The organism is Rossellomorea sp. YZS02 (assembly GCF_033963925.1).
Classification (GTDB): Bacteria; Bacillota; Bacilli; order Bacillales; family Bacillaceae_B; genus Rossellomorea.
On sequence record NZ_JAXBLY010000010.1, the window covers coordinates 107,884 to 133,373 of the forward strand.

Sequence of the window (25,490 nt, forward strand, 5' to 3'; positions counted from 1 at the left end):
GTGCCTGTCCCCTTGTCCCACAAAAAAAGAGGGACGGACCTCGCAAGGTCCGTCCCATTCATTCATTAATGACTCTTCAAACGTAAATAAAGAAGTGGTGTATCTTGCTTAAGGTAGGAGGCATACAATTCCATTTCGCCTATTCGGTAGTATTGCAACCAGCGGTCATCTACGTCACTGACACCCTCCCTGTCTGGTATGCCGACTATACTCCTGAAGGAAAATGGTGTGATGGAAGTATCTTCATTTTTGTAATCGATGGTTAAGATTTCCTTCGTGACATCGGTCTCTCCTTGAGCATAGTAAGTGCAGTCACCAAATGTTCTTCCATAGCCCCCATCTAAGTAACCTTCCGATTCGGGTTCTGTCCCATAGTAATCCAATACATCCTGGACGGTACTGCCATTAAGGGACATCGGGCAGCTTGTCATAATCTTATGGGAAGCCAAGTCCTTCACGTAGCCATTGATCGGCTTCTGGTTCCTAGCTGTGTTCGGAATATAGGTGACCGGTATAGTAATAGAGTTTCCATCAAGGAATACATTGATTTCCCCTGCACCTAAAGCACTCGGTCCGTAATATCCATAATCGAATGTCCTGAAGATGCCGCCAGCATGGCGTATGCTTGGCACATCACTCAGAGTGGAAGTATCCACCTTCACAGGCTGGAGTGGGTTCGCATGAATCACCTCACCCCTCAGATGTGAGGTAAGAGTCAGGCTGCCGTCTTCTTCCTCAGCAAGGGTAACCTCAATGGCTTTCACGTCCTCCACCGGCTGCTTGAACGAATCCTCTACCCCTCTCGCAAGAAAGGCACTGAATTCGCCACGCGTAATCGTTTTATATGGATAGAAGTGATAATCCGAGAACCCTTTCGCAATCCCATTTCCATACACCTTCCGGATCGCTTCAAACGAAGCCATGCTCGGAGCCGTATCTAGGAAGGCTGCCTCCGTGTCAGTCGTCAACTCAAAGGCACGTGAGATGAAGATGGCCATCTCGCCCCTGGTCACCAATTGATTCGGACGGAACGTCCCGTCATTATATCCATTGATAATGCCTGCTTCTACAGCTGATGCGATATAACCTGATGCAAAGCTCTGCTCAGGCACATCCTTAAATGAGGAATCCCTCTTCGTGCCATCCAATCCAAGCGCACGGCCGATCATCGCACTTGCTGCAGCGCGAGTCACACCGTCAGTCGGGCGGAACGTGTCGTCCTCGTAGCCAAAGATGATTTCTTCTCCATGAAGGTACATAATCTCTTCATAAAACGAGGTGTACTCCTTCACATCTTTAAACGTCGTTTCTTCTGCCAATGCACCGGACGAGAAACCGGTCAGTGCGAGCAGCGTCATAACCAATACGATAAAACTCTTTTTTGGTAGATTGCCCATAAATTCCCTCCTATACTGTGATATTACAAGTATAGTATGTTTTTAAAGAAAATTGGAATGATAACCCACTAATGCAAATGGTAACTTTAACCAATTAAATCCAGGTGGGACAGAGGGACAGGTCCCTTGTCCCACCAAAGACATTAATAGTATTATAGAATTATGACAAAGGCACCTAACGATAAGTGTCTTTACTTGTGTAGAAGAATAGAAGGGAGAGAAGAATATGAAACGATTGGCAACTTCTTTATTAGCAGCTGTAATGGTGATTGGGATCATAACGCCATTTTCTGCTTCTGCAAAAGGCTTTACAGACGTTCCGACCACTCACACATTCTTTGATGAAATTACATACTTATCCGATCAAGAAATCATCAATGGTTTCAATGACGGTACCTTTGCGCCAGGCAAACCGGTCACACGGGCTGCTGCGGCTGCAATGATCGGAAGAGCGATTGGATTGGATGGAGAACAACGAGCCACGACATTTGATGATGTAGGTGAATCCAACTTTGCTTCCGGCTATATCCAGTCAGCGGTGGAATCCAAGATTATTTCCGGATACACGGATGGGACGTTTAAGCCCGGTAAAATCGTCACGCGTGGGGAAATGGCGATTTTCCTTGCAAGAGCCTTTGATTTAACCGTCAAGGCGGAGACTTCTTTCAGTGACGTCTCTCCAAGCATGGCCGCTTCGGATTCGATCCTTCAAATCCTGGCTGAAAGAATCACAAGCGGTTACACCGATGGTACATACAGACCAAACCAGGATGTCACACGTGATCAATTCTCTGCCTTCTTAGCAAGAGCACTGGATGACCGTTTCAAGCAAGACCCGGTACCCGTACCAGGAAATCTAACCATTACCAGCGTCAATTTAGACACAGAAGTGGTTCAAATCAAGAACAACGGAAACAATGATGTGAACATGACCGGCTGGAAATTAGTCAGCGTAGAAGGGAATCAAACGTATGATTTCCCCGCTAACTTTATCCTGAAAGCGGGCAGCACCGTTCATGTAACATCTGGTCAAAACGCAGTCCACAACCCGCCTGCGTACTTAAAGTGGACTGGCGGCTATATCTGGAACAACGAAGGAGATACAGCCCGGTTAGTGAACGCGGAAGGCGTAAATGTAAGTGAATACTAATGCATGGCCCAATAAAAAGGGACGGACCTCCACGAGGTCCGTCCCTTTGATCATATTTATTGATGTTTCAAACGCAAGGTATGAAGCGGAGCGCCCTTATCAAAGTAAGAAGCATACAACTCCATTCCATCCAGGCGATAAAGCTGAGTCCAGTAACCGTCCAGTTCACTGATTCCTTCCCAATCCGGAGTGCCGACGATCTTCTTGAAGGCAGGAGCAGTAACGGAATCATCTTCGTTCGTAAAATCAATCGTGACGATCTTCTTGGTCAGATCTGTATCACTTTCGGAATAATAGGTGCATTGGCCGTATGTTCTGCCATATCCTCCACCTAAATAACCTTCGGAGTCCGGCTCTGTTCCGTAATAATCCATCACATCCTGTGCCGTACTTCCGTTAAGGGACATTGGGCAGCTTGTCATGATTTTATGGGATGCCAGTTCCGCCACGTAGCCGTTGATGGGCTTTTGGTTTTCAGCTGTCTTTGGAATATACGTGACTGGGATGGTGACGGGGTCCCCGACAAGGCCAGCAGTGATTTCTCCCACACCTAAAGCCCGGGGTGCGTAGTATGAACCGTATTCAAATTCCGTTAAGACACCACCAGGATACTTAAAGCTTGGCTTATCGCTTTCAGTCGATGTCACGATTTTAATAGGTTGCAGGGGATTCGCATGAATCACCTCACCATTTTTGTGAGAAGTGAGTGTCAGGTTGAAATCTTTATCCACATCCAGCTTAACTTCAACTGCCTTCACGTCCTCAACCGGCTGTTGAAATGATACTGTGCCTCCTCTTGCCAGGAAGGCACTGAATTCCCCCCTTGTTATCGTTTTATAAGGATAGAAGCGATAATCAGAGAATCCCTTGGCAATTCCGTTGCCGTAGACGGCTTGGATCGCTTCAAACGAAGCCATGCTCGGAGTCGTATCCTGGAAGACAGCCTCAGTGTCAGACGTCAACTCAAAGGCGCGTGAGATGAAGATGGCCATCTCGCCTCTAGTCACCAATTGATTCGGACGGAAAGTCCCGTCATTGTACCCATTAATAACTCCTTCTTCAACGGCTGATGCGATATAACCTGAAGCAAAGCTCTGCTCAGGCACATCCTCAAATGATGAATCCCTCTTCGTGCCGTCCAATCCAAGTGCACGGCCGATCATCGCACTTGCTGCAGCACGTGTCACCCCGTCAGTCGGGCGAAACGTGTCATCCTCGTACCCAAAGATGATCTCTTCCCCGTGAAGGAACATAATTTCTTCATAAAACGACGTGTACTCCTTTACGTCCTTAAACGTCGTTTCTTCTGCCAATGCGCCGGATGAGAAACCGGTTAGTGCGAGCGACATCATAACCAATATAATAATGAAACTCTTTTTCGATAGCTTGCCCATAAATTCCCTCCTAAACTGTGATAATACAAGTATAGTACTTTTTTGGATGAAATTGGGATGATGACTCTTCAATTACAATGTTGAATTTACAAATGAGAAAAAGGACCTATTCCCTTCCTAACATGAAAAGACCTGAAACGACTAAACCACATTCGTCACAGGTCTTTCATAATATAAATTATTGAGAAATAAAATAGTCCGTCAAATACCCGGTCCACACTTCATGCCCCTTTTCACTCGGCACATCCCGTGATTCAGTCAAATACCCCTGCAAGTCTTCATCATCACTCTTCGGCCACGCAGTCCAGTGATCAAGGTAGGTCAAGCCATTCTCTTCCGCAAAAGCTTTCAATTCCCCTACTTGCTGAGGGTAGTAGACAGCACCGAACAGCGGCTGCCCCGGCTGCAGAATCAGCGTGACATCTTCATTTGCTTCCTGTAAGTCTGCAAGGAACACATTCACACTATAAGCTGTGTCTTCAGGAGAGACACCGACTGTATTGTCTTTCAATGTGAAAGGCTCCCACAGAACAAGGTCAGGCTGATAAGCGGTGACTTCTTCAGCAACAGATCCTGTCACAAACTCAGTGGAGGTGGTATCCGTTTGAAACAGCATCACTTCGATGTGATCTCCGTACGTATCCATTAAGTTCTGTTTTAGCTGTTCACTCCAGCCACCTGATTCGGTACCAAGTGACGGCGAGCCGACAACGGCAACCTTATAGACTTTCTTTGCCTTAAGAGCCTCCAGAAACTGTGCACGGGCGTTCTCAGGCCATTTACTTGTCAGTTCTTCATAGACCGGTTCAGCATCCGTGTCTTTAGCAGTTGTTTTAGAAACAGTTTCAGTATCTGTCACCTCTGTATCGTCAGGAGCTTCAGCAGAAATATTCGTTCGATCCTGCCAGTACATATTCCCGAGTATCAGAAAGGCGATGGTAAGGGCGGCTAATAAAAATAGAGATAAGTTCTTCATAGATTGGTCCTCCGTATCGATACCCGTAGAAGTAATTATTGCCAGTTTTGGCAAAGGGGTTTTCAATTATTTGGTTCTATAGTTTAATAGAGTAAAGTATTTTTACAAGTATATTAAAATTATGACAAGATTCCACAAGAAAAACAACATGATATGATATAATAATACATATTTTTGCCCTTAGGAGGAAATTATGGAAGAAACAATAAGCTTACGCGAGTTGATGGATACATTAAAGAAGCGAATGCAATTAATCATTCTGATTACCCTGACAGCCATCTTAGTAAGCGGAGGGGTAAGCTATTTTCTATTGACCCCTGTTTACCAATCTTCAACACAGCTGTTAGTTAACCAAGCGAAGTCTGATCAACCTATTCTGAATCAAGGTGAAATCCAGGCGAATCTCCAATTGATGAAAACGTATAATGTCATTATTAAAAGTCCTACCATTCTGGATAAAGTCATATCGGACTTAGATCTTGATATGACCACCTCTCAATTGAATGAAAAAATCACGGTTGGAAGTGAAAGCGACTCACAGGTTATTAATCTATCCGTTCAGGATACTGATCCTGAAGTAGCCGCTGAAATAGCCAATAAAACGGCCTCAGTCTTTCAAAAAGAAATTCCGAATATTATGAATGTTGATAACGTCAGTATTCTAGCCAAAGCAGAAGTTGGGGAGAAGCAGTCTCCGATCAAGCCTAAGCCTTTACTGAACATTGCCATCGCTGCAGTCGTTGGATTAATGTTGGGTGTCGGATTAGCATTTTTACTCGAATTCCTTGACAATACGATTAAAACAGAACAGGAAGTTGAAAAGCTATTGGGAGTACCGGTTCTTGGTTCCATTACCCGGATAGAAGATCAGCATGAGAAGAAGAGTCGTCGAAGCAATCAGAAATCGAGCGTAAGAGGTGAGACCATTGGCTAAGAAAACGAAGCAGATAAACAATCAACGGAAACTGATTACCAAGACACAACCGAAGTCTCCTATTTCTGAGCAGTATAAGACGATCCGAACGAATATTAATTTCTCTTCAGTGGATGATGAAATTCGCTCCCTCATGGTTTCCTCCGCTGGTCCCGGTGAAGGGAAGTCAACTACGGCAGCTAACTTGGCAGTGGTGTTTGCCCAGGAAGGCAAGAAAGTCCTGCTGGTAGATGCGGATATGCGTAAACCAACGGCTCATTATACATTTGGATTGAACAACACATTTGGACTGACCAACGTGTTGACACGACAAAAAGAGCTGATGGACGTAACAAATACAACGGATTTATCTGATATGGACGTGCTCACATGTGGGCCGATTCCGCCGAATCCTGCTGAACTTCTGAGCTCGAGAGCCATGGTTCATTTCCTGGAAGAAGCATATAAGAACTACAGCAAGGTCATCTTTGATACCCCACCGATCCTGGCCGTATCCGATGGACAGGTTCTGGCGAATCAATGTGATGGTACAATCCTTGTGATCAGCTCAGGTACCACTGAAATTGAAGGTGCCCAGAAAGCGAAAGAAACCTTGGATGCTGCCAAAGCAAAACTGCTCGGCGTCGTTTTAAATAACCGTGAATTCAAAGATACGAGCTATTATTACTATTATGGGAAAAAATAGTAGAGTTTCGACAATTTTCACCCCTTTACATCGATACCCAGTAGAGTAAAATGATAGATGAAGTAAAAATAAGTCGAATGACCTATTAAAGGAGGAGTCAACATGATCGATATACACAGCCATATCCTTCCTGGAATCGATGATGGTGCGAAAACGATCGAGGACAGTATCGACATGGCAAAAAAAGCCGTATCAGAAGGCATTCATACGATCATCGCGACTCCCCATCATATGAACGGATCATACGAGAATAGAAGGCCTGATATCCTTCACTTAGTAGATTCGTTGAATGAGAGATTGAGAAGTGAAAAGATTGATTTGGCTGTCCTGCCTGGGCAGGAGTGCCGAATATATGGAGAGATCCTAGGAGATTATCATCGGGGAGATATCTTACCTTTAAACCAAGTTAGCCCATACATATTCATAGAATTTCCGTCCAGTTCCGTACCAAGATACGCAGACCGCCTTCTCTACGATATCCAAGTAGAAGGCCTGACACCCGTCATCGTCCACCCGGAACGAAACGCGGAACTCATCGAACGACCGGACAAACTCTACAAACTGGTCAAAAACGGAGCCGTTACACAGCTAACCGCATCCAGTCTCGTCGGCTACTTCGGCAAGAACATCCAGAAATTTTCACAGCAGCTGATCCAAGCCAACCTGACACACTTCATTGCATCCGATGCACATAATATACATAATCGCACGTTCAAGATGGAAGAAGCCATGGATTATACAGAGAAAAAGTATGGAATAGACATGGTCTATTACTTTACAGAAAATGCAGAGATGCTCGTAGATGGAAAAACAATCTATAAAGAAATACCTGAGTTGATTAAGAAGAAGAAGTTCCTCGGACTCTTCTAACCAAATCAATATATGGGTAAATCCTAAAGTACTATTGTCGTTCGTAAATTAGAAATGAAAAGATGCACAAAGACAACAGTAGAATTTTGGGAATGTCTCCTTGCCATTATCCATGGAGGCACTCGGTCACGCCGTGGGGGAAGGAGACTTCGCCTTAGACGCTCGTCGTCAGTGGTGGGATGTGAGGGAGGGTTAGATGCCCGCATTTACTATTTTAATAGGTAGAAGTAACGTGAAACAATGAAAACGCTTTATGTGATTCCTTCTTCTGTTGGAAGAGATTTTAAAGAAACCTATTATTTATCAACTGTTTAAGAGAATAGAATACGAGGATAGATAAATCCCTAAGGAAAGGATATACCACTATATGTTTCCCTTAGGTATTTATTTTGTCAAAAATAGAAAGAGCATGAGATTCAGACTCAATCATATGAAAAAGGAGGAAACTATATGAGCTATTCAAAGAGAGTATCACTGCTGATGCTACTGGATTCAATCATTGTGTTAACCGCTATTTATATTGGATATTATACTCTTAATCCATACTTCAGCATTTATACTCTACCCACCCTCATCGTGAGCTCCATCGCGTTACTGGTCAGTCACCATCTATTTGCTTTCATTTACCGTCTGTATCACAAGGCATGGGAATACGCGAGTGTGGGAGAGATGCTCGCCATCGTGCGTGCCGTTACCTGGTCGATCGCGACTGCGGCAGTCATTCAATTCCTTGTGAATGGAAACGTCTATGTCCGTGTACTCGGCATCACCTGGATGCTTCACGTCATCCTGATCGGAGGATCACGCTTCTCCTGGAGGATGTACAGAGACTATTACATAAAAACGAAACAGGAAAAGGCACGTGCCCTTATCATTGGGGCAGGGGCAGCCGGTTCCATGCTGGTTCGACAGTTCATGAAAAACCATGATGCAGATATCCTGCCTGTAGGATTCGTCGATGACGATCCAAAGAAACAAAGGCTCCAAATTTATGGTGTCACTGTAGTTGGCAGAACAAAAGATATACCAAAGCTTGTGGAGAAACTGAACGTGGAAACCATCATCATTGCGATTCCATCCATGAGTAAGACGGAAATCCAAAAAGTGTATCAAGAATGTAGCAAGACCAACGCCAAGACTCAGATCATGCCTATGCTTGAAGACATTGTCTCAGGTAAGGTGTCGGTCAATCAGTTCCGCGACGTACAGGTGGAAGACTTGCTTGGAAGAGACCCAGTGGAACTCGATACGAAATCGATTTCGGAAAAAGTGACAGGGAAAACGATTCTTGTAACGGGTGCAGGGGGATCGATCGGATCCGAGATCTGCCGCCAGGTGAGTAAGTTTAAACCGAAAAAGCTTCTCTTATTGGGACACGGAGAAAACTCCATTTACGGAATTGATATGTATCTTCGAAATAAATATAAAACAGAGTTTGAGATTGTTCCGATCATTGCGGATGTACAGGACCGTTCCCGTATCTTCGAAGTGATGGAGACGCACAAGCCGGATGTGGTGTATCATGCCGCAGCGCATAAGCATGTGCCGCTGATGGAATACAACCCGAAAGAAGCGGTGAAGAACAACGTCATCGGGACCAAGAACGTAGCGGAAGCCGCCGATACATTTAGCGTCAAAACGTTCGTCCTTGTTTCGACGGATAAAGCCGTGAACCCGACGAACGTGATGGGATCGACGAAGAGGATTGCCGAAATGGTGATTCAGAATCTGGATAAGCACAGCCAGACGAACTTCGTGGCCGTCCGTTTCGGTAACGTACTCGGCAGTCGTGGAAGTGTCATTCCATTATTCAAACAGCAGATTCAGGCTGGAGGTCCGGTGACGGTCACTCATCCTGATATGACGCGATACTTCATGACCATACCGGAAGCATCACGACTTGTCATGCAGGCGGGTGCGTTGGCGCGTGGTGGAGAAATCTTCGTCCTAGATATGGGTGAGCCAGTGAAAATCGTGGATCTTGCGAAGAACTTGATTACCTTATCGGGTTATACTATAGAAGAAATCGGGATTAAATTTGCAGGGATTCGTCCTGGTGAGAAGATGTATGAGGAACTGCTTGGGGAGAATGAGGTTCATAATGACGCGATCTTCCCTAAGATTTTTATTGGAAAGACGGTGGATTTTGAATATGATAGGGTTTCAAATTTGATTGAAAATCATACGGAGTTTGATCCTCAGTATTTGGCTGACTATGTATTGGGGTTAGCAAATAAGAAAGAGAAAGTATTGGTGCAAAATGCCAACTAAGGGGTAGAAGAAATGCAAAAAGTGAGAAAAGCGATTATTCCGGCAGCAGGACTTGGAACACGATTCCTTCCAGCGACGAAGGCACAGCCGAAGGAAATGCTACCGATTGTGGACAAGCCTACGATTCAGTACATCATTGAAGAAGCCGTTGCTTCAGGGATTGAGGATATTATTATTGTAACGGGTCGCGGGAAAAGAGCGATTGAGGATCATTTTGATAAGTCGTATGAGTTGGAGGAGACTCTGGCGAAGAAAGAAAAGTACGACATTCTGGAAGAGGTTCAGGGGATTTCGAAGTTGGCTAATATTCATTATATCCGTCAGAAGGAGCCGCTTGGACTTGGGCATGCGATTTCTTGTGCTAGTCGGTTTATTGGGGATGAGCCGTTTGCCGTTCTCCTTGGGGATGATATTGTACACTCTCCTGAAAAACCATGCTTGAAACAACTGATTGATGTTTACGAGAGCTATAACTCTTCCGTTATTGGTGTTCAAGAAGTGCCTGAACAGGAAGTTTCTAAATATGGTGTCATTTCTATTAATAATCATGAGATGGATAATGGTGTTTTTCATATTAATGATTTGGTTGAGAAGCCAAAGGTGGAAGAGGCGCCATCTAATTATGCCATTATGGGGCGTTATGTGTTGCGTCCTGAAATTTTTGAGGTTTTGGAAAACCAGACACCGGGAGCGGGGAATGAAATCCAACTGACAGATGCGATAAAGAAGTTGAATGAGCAACAGATGGTGGTTGGATATGAGTTTGAAGGTGAACGGCATGATGTTGGGGATAAGTTTGGATTTATAAAGGCTACTGTGGAATTTGCTTTGGAGCGTGAGGATTTGAGAGAGCAAGTTCTTAAGTATTTAAACGATACAATAAATGAAAATAAGATTGCCCAGTAATTCTACTATTAGGTGCTGAATTATTATGTTCAGTACCTAATTTAATGTCTTTCATGGCTTGGCTGTTGTATCAGTATAATGAATATTTTCTACCAAACAATTTAGTGCATTAGTAGTTAATAGAATTAAGTTTTCAATTAAGTACTAAATTACTAAAGAGTACAACATAGAGAGAAAGAGAAGTGAGGTAAAAGAAATGTCATACTTAGTCGTAATAGCACACCCAGATGATGAAATACTAGGAGCAGGAGCTACCATGTACAAGCTTGCTCAGGAAGGTCACTCAGTAAATGTCTGTATTCTTTCAGGTGATGTCAACGCAAGGAATTTCAGACCAACCACTGAAGAGTTGAATGAAGATGTAGCAAATTCTTTGAATATCATAGGTGTTGATAGAGTCATTACTGGGGATTTCCCTAACATTGAATTTAACATGGTGCCACATTTAAAGCTTGTTCAGTTCATTGAAAAGGCAATTATAGAAACAAATGCTGATGTGGTATTTACTCATCATCCAGCAGATTTAAATAATGATCATCTGCATACATCACTTGCTTGCCAAGCTGCTGTTAGATTATTTCAAAGAAGAAGTGATGTGAAGCCTCTGAAAGAACTGCTCTTTATGGAAGTTCCATCTTCTACTGAATGGGGATTGAATAAAACGATGAATCAGTTTTCTCCTAATACTTTCATTGAAGTTGGAGAAAAGAGCGTGGATAAAAAGATTGAGGCTCTAGCTCAGTATCGTGGAGTAATGAGAGATTATCCTCACCCTAGAAGTAAAGAAGCAATTAAAGGATTAGCTGCTTACCGTGGAGGACAAGCCGGCATGGTATATGCGGAAGCATTTGAAAGTGTCTTTAGACGTGGATTCTAATAGAGAGGTCGGATAAAAGTGAAAAAGAAGATAGCATTTGCAACCTGTGTTCAATTGGGCTTAAGTTGCATTGAAGAGATATACCGAATCGGCGGTAATTTGAATCTCCTTATTACCCTTAAAGACGACAAAGCAAAGAAGAAGTCAGGAAGAATTTATCTTGATGATATTGCAAATGAACATAGAGTCCCTTTATTAAAGATAGATAATATCAACGACCAGGAAGTTCTTGATGCGTTAAGAGAGCATCAAATAGATTGGTTGTTCATTATTGGATGGTCCCAAATTGCACGGAAACAAGTTCTGGAAGCACCGACCCATGGTTGTATAGGTATGCATCCAACCTTATTACCAGTGGGTAGAGGAAGGGCCGCCATACCATGGGCGATTATTAAAGGGTTACAAGAAACAGGCGTAACGATGTTTAAGCTTGATGAAGGTGTAGATACCGGTGATATTATTGGTCAAGATAGTATTAGCCTGAATACACATTCAACTGCCACGGAGCTTTATAAAAAAGTAGACCAGATGCATATCACTCTGATTGAAAAGTACTGGAACAGCATAGTTAATAACAACATCACCCTAACAAAACAGAATGAAGCGGATGCCACTGAATGGCCTGGAAGAAAGCCTGAAGACGGTGAAATATTAAGTAGCATGACAATGGATGAAGCGGATAAATTAATCAGGGCTGTCACTCATCCTTACCCAGGATCTTTTTATCACTCTGAAGAAAACACATTAAGAATTTGGTCAGCCAAAACAAGTGCAACTAACGGTGAGATAGTACTGAAAGATGGATATCTAACTCCTATTGATTATGAGGTAGAGGAAAAGTCATGAAGGATAAAAAAATTCAATACACACTTAAACGCCTATTAGACATTGCGGTGTCGCTAATTGTACTTATTCCTTTCTTTCCTTTATGGCTATTCATTGCATTTTTAATCAAGGTTACTTCAAAAGGACCCATAATGTTTTTACAAGAGAGACCAGGTCTTAACAAAAAGATATTCCAAGTGTACAAATTCAGAACGATGAAACCGGGCTCGGAAAACATGGTCAAAGGCCAAGAAGTGATGAAAGATGATGATCGAATAACGGCTATTGGTAAATTTCTAAGGAGAAGTAAAGTAGATGAAATTCCTCAAGTATTGAATGTGTTAAAAGGAGAAATGAGTTTAGTAGGACCAAGACCTGAACGGGTTTCATCCCTAGCAGACTATACAGGAGAAATTTCTAAAAGACTGAATATGAAGCCTGGATTGACGGGATTAGCTCAAGTGAGCGGGAACATTTATCTTTCTTTACAGGATAGATATAGGTTTGATGTATATTACGTGGAGAATTTCAGCTTTTTTCTGGATTTGAAAATTATCTTTAGGACTGTAGGAGTTGTCTTATTTGGTGAAGACAGGTACGTCGATAAAAGGTTAGTGGAAGTTAAAAAAGGAATTAATGAAGCGGGTGCTACAAAAGAAGGGACTGTTTCAAAGTGAAAAAGATACTTATAACGGGATCTAATAGTTATATAGGAAAATCCTTCAAGGATTGGATTTCACAATTCCCTGATAAATATTTAGTTGAAATAATCAGTTTGAGGGATGAATCTTGGAGGGATCATTCTTTTAAAAGTTATGATGTTGTGTTTCATACTGCTGCTATTGTTCATGTCAATAACCGAGATAGAGATCAATACTTTAAAGTGAATAGAGATCTCACTGTAGATGTCGCTAGAAAAGCAAAAAAAGAAGGTGTAAAGCAATTTGTTTTTTTAAGTACTATGGGTGTTTATGGTACAGCTACCGAAGTAATTACAAAAGAAACTATACCTGCACCGAAGACACCTTATGCACTTTCGAAATATGAAGCTGAACAGCTGATTACTGAGCTAAGTAGTAAAGATTTTCGTGTTGCGACTTTAAGGCCACCAATTGTGTATGGAAAAGATTGTCCGGGTAATTATAGTAGACTTGCTTCATTGGCCTTGAAGCTACCATTATTCCCTGATGTAGAGAATCAACGTAGTATGATATACATTGATAATTTATCTGAATTCATTCGTTTGTTAATTAATGAGTGCGAAAGTGGTTTGTATTTTCCTCAAAATAAGGATTATGTGAATACAACAGACTTAGTGAAAATTATTTCAAGTGTCCATGGTAAGAAAGTGAAAATTATGAGCGGATTAGGTTGGGCTATTTCTTGGGTACTAAAATATTCTGATACATTTAGGAAGGTTTTTGGCTCTTTTGTTTATTCCAAAGAAATGGAAGGGAGTCAGGGAACAATTATGAGTTGTGAAGTTATTGATTATGAGACAAAACCCTTTATTGAGACAGTAAAAATTACAGAGAAATAAAAAATCATCAGTAGCATGGTTTATTAATGAAAATATAAGGTGTTGAGATAAAGAAATGAATGAAAAAGTGAGTGTAATTATTCCTACATATAAGAGAAGTGAATATTTGGAAAGAGCTATTGAATCAGTATTAAAACAAACATACGAAAATATTGAAATAATTGTTGTAGATGATAATGATCCAAAGTCAAATTACAGGATAGAAACAGCGAGGAAAATGGAGAAATACCGCTTAAATTATAAAGTTAAATACATTATGAATCAAAAAAACTTAGGTGGGGCGCTTGCAAGAAATGAAGGTATCTTTCAATCTACTGGTGATTTTGTTACTTTTCTTGATGACGACGATATTTATCTTCCTGAAAAAGTATTATTACAAGTTAATTTTATGTTAGAAAAACAATTTGATTTATCATTTACTGATGTAAGGTTCCATAATAATGAAAATGTATTAGTGGACTATAGAGATCATCATTATGTGAAAGAAAATTCAAATGAAGAACTTTTAAAGCTACACATAATGCATCATTTAACACCAACTGCAACTTATATGTTTAAAAGGGTAGCCCTTCTAAACATAGGTGGATTTGACGATGTTAAGATGGGTCAAGAGTTTATGCTAATGCTGAAAGCTATTCAACAAGATTTAAGAATAGGGTATAGTCCAGGAGCATACGTAATTCAATACATACATGATGGAGAACGAATATCAATAGGTGAGAATAAAATTATTAAAGAGGTAGAACTCTTCAATTTAAAGAAGGAATATTTCTCCTATTTCACTCCTAGGGAACAAAGATATGTAAAGTTTAGACATCATGCCGTAATGATGATAGTAGGGAAAAGAAGTAATAAGAGAATGATTATGTTTAAACACTTTATACTATCTTTATTAGCATCTCCAATAGATTGTATAGCAGAGACACTTAACCATATCAAAAAAATCCAAAAATATAGGCTTCAGAAATAATTTAAAAGAGTCAATGCATTTAATAAGGAGAGAAAATAGTGAAAGTATGTATTATTAGAAATGCTGAAGCAAAAACAAATGCAGGTATGTTGAGAGTAGTTGATGCCTTAACAGATGGGGGGTACGAACCTTTTTTTTTATCAAGGAATAGGTCTCAAAAGAAGGGCGAAAGAAAGATATTGGAAAGCAAATATGATGTTAAAGATAAGTTGGTTGAAAATTATGAATTTCAAATACCAAGTAAAACTGGTAGGGGAGTCTCAAATATTTCCCAACTGCTAGTCTATCAACTCATTGTATTTTGTTGGCTATTGTCTAATAATAAAAAGTTTGATAGTATTCATGCATTTGATTTAGATGCAGGTATACCCTCATTAATAGTTACAAAACTGTTTAAAAAACCTTTGGTTTATCATATAGCAGACTTTTATGTAGATAGTAGGCCAGGTATTCCCCGAAAAATCAAAAGTTGGATTCGTAAATTAGAGTATAAAATAATATCTTCAGCAAATGTCACAATTATTTGTACTGAAGAAAGAATAAATCAAATTAAAGGAAGTAGCCCAAAAAAATTAGAGGTAATTCATAATACCCCGGTTAATATTGGACCAGAGGAAACCGAAACTGCTAGATCTAACAAGCTGAACACAAAATTAAATCACACAGAAAGCTTCAGATTATGTTATGTTGGGAGTCTTGAAGAAAAAAGGTTTATTAAATCGCTAATTAATGTTGTTTCTCAGGATCAAAGAATTCAATTAGAAATAGCTGGAGTGGGTAATTTAGAGAACTATGTAAGTGAAGCCTCTAACCAATATTCTAATGTGAATTTTCATGGGAAAGTTGATTATAATAGGGCATTAGATCTCTATACAACGTGTGATGCAATGTTTGCAATATATGATCCATCTATACCTAATCATAAGTTTTCAGCTCCTAATAAGGTGTATGAATCAATGATGTTAGGGAAGCCAATAATAGTGGCTAAGGGCACTGGAATAGACAAGATAGTTCAATCAGAAAAGATTGGGATATCTATTAATTATTCGGAAAAAGATTTTAAAGAATCTTTAGATTATCTTCTTAGAAACCCTCAAATAGTAAATGAGATGGGAGAAAGATCAAAAGAAGTTTTTAAGTTATATTCTTGGAGTACGATGAAAGATAAATTAATTAAAATATATAATGAGATATAATGGCGTAACTTAAAAAAGAAGTAGGTGGAGAAAATTAAAGGTACAATAGCGAAAGATAAGTTAATTTTTTTGTTTCTACCTATTAGTATTAGGATTTTGATGGATGTTATATTAATTAGATACATTTCTACTAAATGGGGCTATCAGGGTTTCATTTTGGATATAAACCATTACAAATTATCTTTTTCGTATTTAACCTTATTAATTATGCTTTTTTTGTTAACGAATTATAATAGGGAGAAGTTTTCGCATTTCTTAACAATTGTAATTTTTTTCACTATATATATGCCGATAGGCTCGATTTACGGATTAATGGATAAGAGTACGGCTTTCTTTGTAATGGCTAGTATATCATTCATATTTATTATTTTTTTTATTTTATATATAGATAGTAAACAGAAAAAAAGTTTGATTCTTGTTAATGAAAATCTATACTTTAAAGGGTATCCAATTATTTTTATTATTTCTATATACACTCTTTTTGCTATGACCGTACAAAATATTGGCCATCTAAATTTTGGGGCAGTAATTAGTTTAGTAAATGTTTATGATGTAAGAGAATTAATATCCTATAATTGGGGTATGAATTATTTGTTTAGCTGGCAAACCAAAGTAATAAATCCTTACATGATTGCTTTGAGTCATATAAATAATAAGCGGGGTATGATGTGGTTTTATATTGGTTTCCAGTTATGGCTATTTATATTAACTGGAAATAAAATGGTTCTATTCACATTAATTGTAGTTCTGATTATTTTCAAATTTTCTAGTAAACTAAGAAATTTACACTTATTTTTCACACAAGGGTTAACATTTACTTTTATTATTAGTTTCTTAGAAGCAACATTACTATACAACAGCTATATAATTGATATTTTTATCCGGAGAGTTATATATCTACCTGCATTGTTAAGCTACTATTATTATGAATATTTTAGTGTAGAAGGCTTTCAATATTGGAGTTATACCATGTTCGGAAGGATTTTAGGAGTGAGTACTGACTTTAATGTAGTACCTTCATTTATAATAGGAAGGGAATACTTTAATGATGTCAATACTAATGCTGTGACGGGATATTTAGGTAGTGAATATATGAATGGTGGCTTTATTGGAATATTGTTAGCCACCTTCATCATTATTTTACTTTTTAAGAGCTTCGATAGGTTTTCGGGTAGGTTGGGTAATGAAATAGTACTAATAACATTATTAACGCCTATTTATGCTTTGTGGAATACAGCTATTTTAACCGCACTGTTAACAGGGGGCATACTAATTGCATTCATAATATTGTCTCAAACTAAGCGGATAGAGTATTAATTAATATGTGATTTTTGATTATTATTATAGCTCATTTTATTAAAAGACAGGTGAGTAAAATAAAAGTGAAGAATAAATATAAAAACATCATAAAGCTCTTTAATATTAAAATAATCAGTATGGGTCTTAAATATCTATTGATACTGTACTTAAGTAGTCAACTTTTAAACCCAACTGAATTTGGTATGTTTAGCTTATTTTTAATAATTTTAAATTTTGCTTATTTATTTGTAGGGTTTGGTGTGATTGATACAGGAATGTATCTTATATCAAGGGATAACAACAAAGAGTTATGTGGTACGACGTTTGTTTTAACATTTTTTATAAGTATATTATTTTCATTAGTGTTAACACTTGCACTTTATTATTATGATTTTAAACATTACGGTCTAATAGGTATTGTGTCATGTGGATACATGTTAAATTTATTTGTCAAAAAAATAAGTGTAGGTCTTCATGAAAGATTTTCGATGTATTATTTTGAATTTTTTATGTATTTACTTACTTTCTTGTTGATCATTATATTTGCTCATAATGTTTACGATAGTATATATATCTACTCGTCAAGCATGTTGGGAGTTTCTTTATTCTTTATTTTTAGGTTGAAACCGACCTTCTCAAACTTAACTAATAATTTAAAATACTTATTAGAAAATATTAAAGGGTATGGAATTAAAGTTCATTTTTCACAATTTATAGCAATGGGAACTTATGATCTTGATAAACTTATGCTCAAACATTTTTTAGGTTTTACAAGTGTAGGGATATATAATTTGGCATTAACTTTTATAATGCCAGTGAAATTATTTAGCATCTCTATTTCTGAAATGCTTTTTAAGGATTTTGCAAAACAGACAAAAATTAAAAAAGAAATATTTATACTAAATCTTGTAATTAGCTTTTTATTTTCCATTGCATTATCAATATTGGGGTACATATTAATTATTTCCTTTTATGACAAAGCTTATTATGAAATTCTGAAATACATTTATTTACTACCGATTCTGGCAGTATTAAGTTCCATATATGTTCCTATAAATCATTTTTTTAGTGCTAAGGGTTTAGGGAAACAAAAATTTATTAATGCCCTTGTTCTTGCAACATGTAATGTGGCCTTTAACTTTATATTTATACCTATTTATGGAGTTTTAGGAGCAATAATTGCCACTATATTAGCACTAATAGTAAACAATATTATGTTTATATATCAATATAAAAAATATATAAATAGAAGTTAACTTGCGTCTATTTAGAAGGAGAATTTATGATATTAAAAAATCTTTTGACTTCTGACAAAAGTAAACTTGAAAAATTAAGAATTATAATATATAGGCTTAGGAAAAAGAAGTATGTCAAAAATACAAAAACAAGTAAAAACTCTAGAGTAAAACCAAAAGAATATGACGGTTTTACTAATAGTCAGTTTTTCTTTTCCGAGCAAACTATACAATCATTTAGTAGTGACTATAAGTACGCAATTATAAATTATGCTGATAATGTTTTGGACAATTTATACCGAGACATTTCGGGAAATACTGTTAATGTGGGTGATAAGATAGATTGGAATAAAGATTATATTTTTAACTATGAATGGGAATTGAAGCATTACTCAAAATACACCTTAAAAGATAAAGAAGTATCTACGGACATAAAACATGTTTGGGAACTTTCTAGGTTTTATCACTTGGTAATATTAGCTCAAGCGTACCAACTTACTGCTAACGAAAAATATGTTGATAAAATTATTGATGATGTTTTTACATGGATTGAGCAAAACCCAATTAACCATTCGGTAAATTGGACTGTCTCAATGGAAGTTTCTATACGGGTAGTTAATTTAATTCAAGCAATTGCTTTATTGAAACAATCAAAAAGACTTAATATAAAAATTAGAGCAAAATTAAATGAAGTAATATACTTACATGGTGTGTATATATGGAATAATCTTGAGAAGGGTTTGAATACAAATAACCATTACCTCTCAAATTTAGTTGGTTTAAGTTGGATAGGACTTTATTTCAAAGGTGCTAAAAGTACATACTTGTCACATATGTCTAAAAGATATTTAGACTTCTCAATTGAACAATTGCTCAATGAGCTGCATTACCAAATATATGATGATGGTTTTAGTTATGAGGATTCTATTTCATATCATGGCTTAAATACAGAAATGATAATATTAACGATTAATATTTTTGAAAAAAATAATATCAAGTACCCTATTGCAATTGAGAAAATTGCAATCAAGATGGTTAAAGCATTACAGAAACTTATGATTAATCATAAGCATATCCCATTAATAGGTGATGTGGATAATGGAAGATTAATTATATGTGATGTTTTATCCATTAACGACAAAACTGATTTTAGCTATTTAATTATGATCGCCAAAGAAATGAGTTTATTAAATGAAGATAAAGAAATAATATCTCCTATTGGGTTAAAAGCCAGTGGTATATACCGCATCTTTAATGATGTATTCGATATTATTGTAAAATGTGGGAAAATAGGGATGAATGGGCTTGGTGGTCACGCTCATAATGATCAACTGAGCTTAGTTCTAAATATTTTTGGAGAACAGATTATAGTAGATCCTGGCACTGGCTACTATAGTGGAGATTATGATTTGAGACGTTTATTACGCTCGACAGATTCACATAATACATTATCTATTAGTAATTATGAGCAAAACGATATTGATATAGATATGTTTAAAATGGAAGAGATGACCAAATCAAAAGTCATACATGTAAACAAAGATTCATTCGAAGGAAGGCATTTCGGTTATCTTGATTCACTTGGAATTGAATATACAAGAAAGATTAACATTTACAACGATCATGTTGTAATAGTAGATAATATTAGTAAGTTATTAGAAGAGTCTTTTATTAATTTTATATTTGATGAAACTGCCACTTTAACTAAAATAGATGAAAAAAATGTTGAAATTAAGAAAAATGAAATAAACATAATCTTATCTATTAAAAATGGGACAATTAAGGTAATAGACCAATATATATCCAAGTCATATGGTGAGGTTAAAATAGGAAAAAAAGTAAAAATAACTATGAATAGCGAATGTTTAGAAACAGTAATTAAAATGAAGTGAGAGGATGAAATTGATGAGAGTTATTAATGTGATAGGTCTTGGTTATATTGGCTTGCCTACAGCTTTAATGTTAGCAAAAAGTGGTTTGAAAGTAGTAGGCACTGATCTTAACATAAAACTAGTAAATACTTTATCGGAAGGTAAACCCCCTTTTGAAGAAGAAGGATTAGAACAATTATTCCAAGAAGCTTTAGATAATGGAATAGAATTTACAACTGAGTATAAGAAATCAGATACTTACATTATTGCAGTACCAACTCCTTACTTAAAAGACAGTAAGAAGCTAGATCCTAAATATGTAATTTCTGCTGTCAATAGCGTACTTGATGTTTGTGAAAAAGGATCATCTCTAATAATTGAATCCACTATTTCACCCGGAACAACAGATAGATATATCCGCCCGGAAATTGAGAGCAGAGGGTTTGTAATTGGAGAAGATATTCATATATTACATGCTCCAGAAAGAATTATCCCAGGAAATATGATCTACGAACTTGAACATAATTCCAGAACAATTGGTGCTGATAATAGCGAAATTGGTGGAAAAATAAATGGGTTGTATTCAAAGTTTTGTAAGGCGGAAATCGTTGTAACTGATATTAGATCTGCAGAGATGTCGAAAGTGGTTGAGAACACTTATCGAGATATAAACATTGCATTTGCTAATGAATTAGCAAAAATTTGTCGTACTGATAACATGGACGTATACGAAATAATTAAAATTGCAAATAAGCATCCACGAGTAAATATATTACAGCCAGGTCCAGGAGTTGGAGGCCATTGTATATCAGTTGACCCTTGGTTTTTAGTTGGAGATTATCCAGATTTAACAAACCTTATTCTGACAGCCAGAAAAATAAATGATTCAATGCCGAGACATGTGCTAGGAAGAATCAGAGATATCATGAGAGAACATAACATTAGAGATATATCTAAGGTTGGTTTGTATGGATTAGCATATAAAGAAAATGTTGACGATACTAGAGAAAGTCCCACGCTTCAATTATTAAATAGAATGGACGAGCACCTAGCTTTTGGGGTGAAAGTTTTTGACCCGTTTGTAAAAGAGAGGATAGTAAATGACCAGTTTCTAAATTTTAATGACTTTTTAGATGAAATACAAATTCTTGTTGTTATGGTTGGACATGACCATCTTAAAAGTAATATGGATTTAATTAAAGATAAACTAGTCTTAGATACTAAGAATATCTGTACTTTTCATGGTTCATATACATTGTAAATATTAGGGTATGAAAATTGATGCAATTTAGAACATTTCTAATGCTATTATAAACTTCCCATTGGGATTAGGAGAAAAGTTAAATTTGAGTGGAAATGTATCTCTATTTTACCCAACAAATTTCAATTTGTTATTTTTGCATCTGGATTTGTTAGAGGGATTATTGTTTTCCATAGCTTTATGTTTAGTCTATAAATTGAAAAGGAAGTACTCAGAATGAAAATTACAATAGCTGGAACAGGTTATGTAGGCTTATCAAATGCCGTTTTACTGGCTAAACATAACGAGGTAATTGCATTAGATATTATTCAAGAAAAAGTAGATATGATTAATAATAAAAGGTCTCCAATAATAGATAATGAGATTGAAGAATTCCTAGCAACAAAAGAACTGAACTTGACTGCAACCACGGACAATTATAAAGCATTTAAAGATGCCGAATATGTAATTGTTTCTACACCTACCAATTATGACCCTGATAAGAATTACTTTAATACGAGAACTGTTGAAGCGGTTATTGCCAATGTTTTATCTATTAACCCTAATGCAGTGATGGTTATTAAATCAACGGTTCCGGTAGGCTATACAGAAGCAGTGAGAGAAAAATTTGAGACAGATAATATTATTTTTTCACCTGAGTTTTTAAGAGAAGGGAAAGCATTATATGATAACTTGTACCCTTCAAGAATTATAGTTGGTGAACAGTCTGATAGAGCAAAAGTTTTTGCTGATTTGCTAGCAGAAGGTGCGGTTAAAGAAGATATTGATGTCCTATTTACCAATTCAACAGAAGCTGAAGCTATTAAACTATTTGCAAATACTTACTTAGCTATGAGGGTAGCATTTTTTAATGAGCTTGACTCCTATGCAGAAGTAAGAGGATTAGATACGAAACAGATTATCGATGGTGTTGGTCTAGATCCACGAATAGGTACACATTATAATAATCCTTCATTTGGATACGGCGGTTATTGCCTTCCTAAAGATACAAAACAACTACTGGCTAATTATGAAGATGTTCCGAATAATATCATGGCAGCAATAGTAGATGCAAACCGAACAAGGAAAGATCATGTTGCTGAAATGATTATAAGCAGGGAACCTAAAGTTGTGGGTATTTACCGTCTTACCATGAAAATGGATTCTGATAATTTTAGGCAGTCAGCAATACAAGGTGTAATGAAACGTCTGAAAGCCAAGGGGATTGAGGTCGTTGTGTATGAGCCAGCCCTTCAAGAAGAAACATTCTATAATTCAAGAGTGATTAATGATTTTGAGGAATTCAAGAGGGCATCAGATGTGATTGTTGCAAATCGATTATCTAAAGACTTACGTGAAGTAGAGAATAAGGTTTATACAAGAGATTTGTTTAGTAGGGATTAATAAAATAAGCCCGCTATGCTTATGGCTTAGCGGGCTTATTTTATTTATTATAAATAATAACCTTGTTTTAAGTTACAAAGGTAACTCTATTGATTGCAAACACGTTATTGTTCCTAATATTTTCAAATATGGGAGTCAGACTTATCGGTGTTTACACACCAAAAATTTTAAATATGGTGTTAACTTTGTTATGTTCTTAAAAACAAACAAGTCTCAGTAACCATATTAGAGCAGAGCTCGAAAGCTTCTTATCTTCAATACCATAATACACATTGTTAAAGAATCAATATATCACTTAACAAATAAAAAAGGAAGTTTTATAATGAAAGAAAATTATATAATAAATGGAAGAGTTGTTTCTGGGGAAATTAAAAAAGGGGTAGAAGCAAGATTAAAAGAACTTACTGGTAAAGGGATAACTCCTTGCCTAGCTACTATCCTAGTCGGGGATAACCCCTCATCTGAAACTTACATCAAGATGAAAAGTAATGCTTGTAGGAAGATAGGTATAAAATCGCATAAATATCATCTTCCAGAAGAATCAACAACAGAAGAATTAATTGATCTAATAGGTAGGTTAAATGCTGACCAAAATATACATGGCATACTGCTACAACATCCTGTCCCTTCACAAATAGATGAAAGGGCGGCATTTGATTCAATAAATATTAAGAAAGATGTCGATGGGGTGACAAGTAGTGGATTTGGAAGAGCTGCATTAGAAGTTGAAACCTATCCCTCCTGTACTCCAGCAGCTATTATGGAATTAATAAACCATTATAACTTAGATGTAGAAGGTAAACACGCGGTAGTGGTTGGAAGGAGTCCTATATTAGGTAAGCCTGTTTCCAGTTTACTATTAAATAGAAATGCTACTGTCACCACGTGTCACTCTTACACAAATAATTTAGAAGGCATATTAAAACAAGCTGACATCGTCATCGCAGCAGTTGGTAAGCCGAATTTTATTAAGGGTGATTGGTTAAAGAAAGATGCCATTGTTATCGATGCCGGCTATAACAAAGGTAATATTGGGGATGTAGACTTTGAATCTTGTGATGGGATAGTCAAAGCGATTACTCCTGTTCCAGGAGGAGTAGGACCTGTCACAATTGCTATGTTGCTTAAGCACACGGTTGAGGCGGCAGAAAAGCAATCTCTTAAAGTAGTTAGCCACTAATCTATACATTTTATTGAAGGAGACATCTATGAACAAAATAATACAACAAGATCCGGAAATTTATGCAGCGATTCAAGATGAATTAGAGCGTCAACGAACAAAGATCGAGTTAATTGCGTCTGAAAACTTTGTCAGTGAAGCCGTTATGGAAGCACAAGGCTCCGTTTTGACAAATAAGTATGCAGAGGGGTACCCAGGTCGTCGCTATTATGGTGGCTGTGAGCATGTGGACGTAGCCGAAAATCTGGCCCGCGACCGTGCGAAAGAACTGTTTGGAGCAGAACACGTCAACGTTCAGCCTCACTCAGGAGCACAAGCCAATATGGCAGTCTACTTCACCATCCTTGAACAGGGCGACACGGTTCTTGGAATGAACTTATCTCATGGGGGACATCTGACTCACGGAAGTGCGGTCAACTTCAGCGGTATTCAATATAATTTCGTAGAGTATGGTGTGGATGAAGAAAAGCACCTGATCAATTACGAAGATGTTAGACAAAAAGCGTTAGAGCACAAACCTAAGCTGATCGTAGCGGGAGCAAGTGCGTATCCAAGAGCGATCGATTTCGCGAAATTCCGTGAAATTGCTGACGAAGTGGGAGCATACCTAATGGTAGACATGGCTCACATCGCTGGTCTCGTAGCGGCTGGTCTTCATCAAAACCCGGTTCCTTACGCAGATTTCGTGACGACAACGACACACAAAACACTCCGCGGACCACGTGGCGGTATGATTCTTTGTAAAGAAGAATTTGCGAAGAAAATAGACAAGTCTATTTTCCCTGGTCTTCAAGGTGGGCCACTCATGCACGTCATTTCAGCTAAAGCTGTGTCATTCGGTGAAGCTCTGCAGGATTCCTTCAAAGAGTACGCTCAGAACATCATCGACAATGCGAAGCGCTTGGGAGAAGGTCTTGTGAAGGAAGGGATCGACCTAGTATCCGGAGGTTCTGATAACCACCTATTACTGATCGACACTCGTTCACTTGGCTTGACTGGTAAAGTGGCGGAGAAAGTCCTTGATGAAATCGGGATCACCGTTAATAAAAATACGACTCCATTCGATCCGGAAAGCCCATTTGTTACAAGTGGAGTTCGTATCGGAACAGCTGCTGTGACCTCCAGAGGATTCGGATTAGAGGACATGAACGAAATTGCTTCGATCATGGCGTTGACTCTTAAGAACCACGAAGATGAAGCGAAATTAGAGGAAGCACGCAAGCGTGTGTTGGATTTAACAAGTAAATTTGAATTATATCCTAAAAGATAG

The 25,490-nt window shown here is 37.8% G+C and carries 22 protein-coding genes; 19 read left to right on the forward strand and 3 right to left on the reverse strand.

Features of this window, described 5'->3' with window-relative positions:
- Positions 1 to 65: 65 nt before the first annotated feature.
- Entirely contained in the window at positions 66 to 1,397 is a 1,332-nt protein-coding gene (locus tag SLH55_RS11685) for an S-layer homology domain-containing protein (protein WP_320323466.1), read from the reverse strand.
- A gap of 226 nt (positions 1,398 to 1,623) precedes the next feature.
- Between SLH55_RS11685 and SLH55_RS11690 the strand changes: the two genes are divergently transcribed.
- On the forward strand, positions 1,624 to 2,547 hold the full coding sequence (locus SLH55_RS11690) for an S-layer homology domain-containing protein (protein WP_320323467.1): 924 nt from the start codon (positions 1,624 to 1,626) through the stop codon (positions 2,545 to 2,547).
- A gap of 56 nt (positions 2,548 to 2,603) precedes the next feature.
- On the opposite strand, the gene SLH55_RS11695 is transcribed toward SLH55_RS11690, so the two are convergent.
- Positions 2,604 to 3,941 (reverse strand): S-layer homology domain-containing protein, encoded by a 1,338-nt coding sequence (locus tag SLH55_RS11695; protein ID WP_320323468.1) that lies wholly within the window; start codon positions 3,939 to 3,941, stop codon positions 2,604 to 2,606.
- Positions 3,942 to 4,119: 178 nt separating this feature from the next.
- Entirely contained in the window at positions 4,120 to 4,917 is a 798-nt protein-coding gene (locus SLH55_RS11700; protein WP_320323469.1) for an SGNH/GDSL hydrolase family protein, read from the reverse strand.
- 193 nt (positions 4,918 to 5,110) lie between these two features.
- On the opposite strand from SLH55_RS11700, the gene SLH55_RS11705 reads away from it, so the two are divergent.
- The 18 genes from SLH55_RS11705 to glyA all read left to right on the forward strand — a co-directional run bounded on the left by SLH55_RS11705 (position 5,111) and on the right by glyA (position 25,490).
- Entirely contained in the window at positions 5,111 to 5,851 is a 741-nt protein-coding gene (locus SLH55_RS11705; protein WP_320323470.1) for a YveK family protein, read from the forward strand.
- Positions 5,835 to 6,536 (forward strand): CpsD/CapB family tyrosine-protein kinase, encoded by a 702-nt coding sequence (locus SLH55_RS11710; protein WP_320323471.1) that lies wholly within the window; start codon positions 5,835 to 5,837, stop codon positions 6,534 to 6,536. The genes SLH55_RS11705 and SLH55_RS11710 overlap by 17 nt, the downstream gene beginning before the upstream one ends.
- A gap of 102 nt (positions 6,537 to 6,638) precedes the next feature.
- Complete coding sequence (locus SLH55_RS11715; RefSeq protein ID WP_320323472.1) at positions 6,639 to 7,406, forward strand: tyrosine-protein phosphatase; 768 nt, start codon at positions 6,639 to 6,641, stop codon at positions 7,404 to 7,406.
- A 450-nt stretch (positions 7,407 to 7,856) separates the two neighbouring features.
- Positions 7,857 to 9,677 (forward strand): nucleoside-diphosphate sugar epimerase/dehydratase, encoded by a 1,821-nt coding sequence (locus SLH55_RS11720; protein WP_320323473.1) that lies wholly within the window; start codon positions 7,857 to 7,859, stop codon positions 9,675 to 9,677.
- Positions 9,678 to 9,689: 12 nt separating this feature from the next.
- The gene (galU, locus tag SLH55_RS11725) at positions 9,690 to 10,583 is read left to right on the forward strand and encodes a UTP--glucose-1-phosphate uridylyltransferase GalU (protein WP_320323474.1); all 894 of its coding nucleotides are present in this window, start codon (positions 9,690 to 9,692) and stop codon (positions 10,581 to 10,583) included.
- A 196-nt stretch (positions 10,584 to 10,779) separates the two neighbouring features.
- The gene (locus tag SLH55_RS11730) at positions 10,780 to 11,460 is read left to right on the forward strand and encodes a PIG-L deacetylase family protein (RefSeq protein WP_320323475.1); all 681 of its coding nucleotides are present in this window, start codon (positions 10,780 to 10,782) and stop codon (positions 11,458 to 11,460) included.
- 18 nt (positions 11,461 to 11,478) lie between these two features.
- Entirely contained in the window at positions 11,479 to 12,306 is an 828-nt protein-coding gene (locus SLH55_RS11735) for a formyltransferase family protein (RefSeq protein ID WP_320323476.1), read from the forward strand.
- Positions 12,303 to 12,962, forward strand: a complete 660-nt coding sequence (locus SLH55_RS11740) for a sugar transferase (RefSeq protein WP_320323477.1) — start codon at positions 12,303 to 12,305, stop codon at positions 12,960 to 12,962. The genes SLH55_RS11735 and SLH55_RS11740 overlap by 4 nt, the downstream gene beginning before the upstream one ends.
- Complete coding sequence (locus SLH55_RS11745; protein ID WP_320323478.1) at positions 12,959 to 13,825, forward strand: NAD-dependent epimerase/dehydratase family protein; 867 nt, start codon at positions 12,959 to 12,961, stop codon at positions 13,823 to 13,825. The genes SLH55_RS11740 and SLH55_RS11745 overlap by 4 nt, the downstream gene beginning before the upstream one ends.
- Before the next feature lie 55 nt (positions 13,826 to 13,880).
- A complete protein-coding gene (locus tag SLH55_RS11750; RefSeq protein WP_320323479.1) occupies positions 13,881 to 14,795 on the forward strand; it encodes a glycosyltransferase family 2 protein in 915 nt (304 codons plus the stop codon).
- A gap of 38 nt (positions 14,796 to 14,833) precedes the next feature.
- On the forward strand, positions 14,834 to 15,991 hold the full coding sequence (locus SLH55_RS11755) for a glycosyltransferase family 4 protein (protein ID WP_320323480.1): 1,158 nt from the start codon (positions 14,834 to 14,836) through the stop codon (positions 15,989 to 15,991).
- 24 nt (positions 15,992 to 16,015) lie between these two features.
- Positions 16,016 to 17,308: a hypothetical protein gene (locus SLH55_RS11760; protein WP_320323481.1), complete on the forward strand. Its 1,293-nt coding sequence runs from the start codon at positions 16,016 to 16,018 to the stop codon at positions 17,306 to 17,308.
- 65 nt (positions 17,309 to 17,373) lie between these two features.
- Positions 17,374 to 18,546, forward strand: a complete 1,173-nt coding sequence (locus SLH55_RS11765) for a polysaccharide biosynthesis C-terminal domain-containing protein (RefSeq protein ID WP_320323482.1) — start codon at positions 17,374 to 17,376, stop codon at positions 18,544 to 18,546.
- A 26-nt stretch (positions 18,547 to 18,572) separates the two neighbouring features.
- The gene (locus SLH55_RS11770) at positions 18,573 to 20,417 is read left to right on the forward strand and encodes an alginate lyase family protein (protein WP_320323483.1); all 1,845 of its coding nucleotides are present in this window, start codon (positions 18,573 to 18,575) and stop codon (positions 20,415 to 20,417) included.
- A 13-nt stretch (positions 20,418 to 20,430) separates the two neighbouring features.
- Positions 20,431 to 21,657 (forward strand): nucleotide sugar dehydrogenase, encoded by a 1,227-nt coding sequence (locus SLH55_RS11775; protein ID WP_320323484.1) that lies wholly within the window; start codon positions 20,431 to 20,433, stop codon positions 21,655 to 21,657.
- 216 nt (positions 21,658 to 21,873) lie between these two features.
- Positions 21,874 to 23,040: a nucleotide sugar dehydrogenase gene (locus tag SLH55_RS11780; protein WP_320323485.1), complete on the forward strand. Its 1,167-nt coding sequence runs from the start codon at positions 21,874 to 21,876 to the stop codon at positions 23,038 to 23,040.
- 322 nt (positions 23,041 to 23,362) lie between these two features.
- Positions 23,363 to 24,220, forward strand: a complete 858-nt coding sequence (locus SLH55_RS11785; RefSeq protein ID WP_320323486.1) for a bifunctional 5,10-methylenetetrahydrofolate dehydrogenase/5,10-methenyltetrahydrofolate cyclohydrolase — start codon at positions 23,363 to 23,365, stop codon at positions 24,218 to 24,220.
- A 28-nt stretch (positions 24,221 to 24,248) separates the two neighbouring features.
- Complete coding sequence (gene glyA, locus SLH55_RS11790; RefSeq protein ID WP_320323487.1) at positions 24,249 to 25,490, forward strand: serine hydroxymethyltransferase; 1,242 nt, start codon at positions 24,249 to 24,251, stop codon at positions 25,488 to 25,490.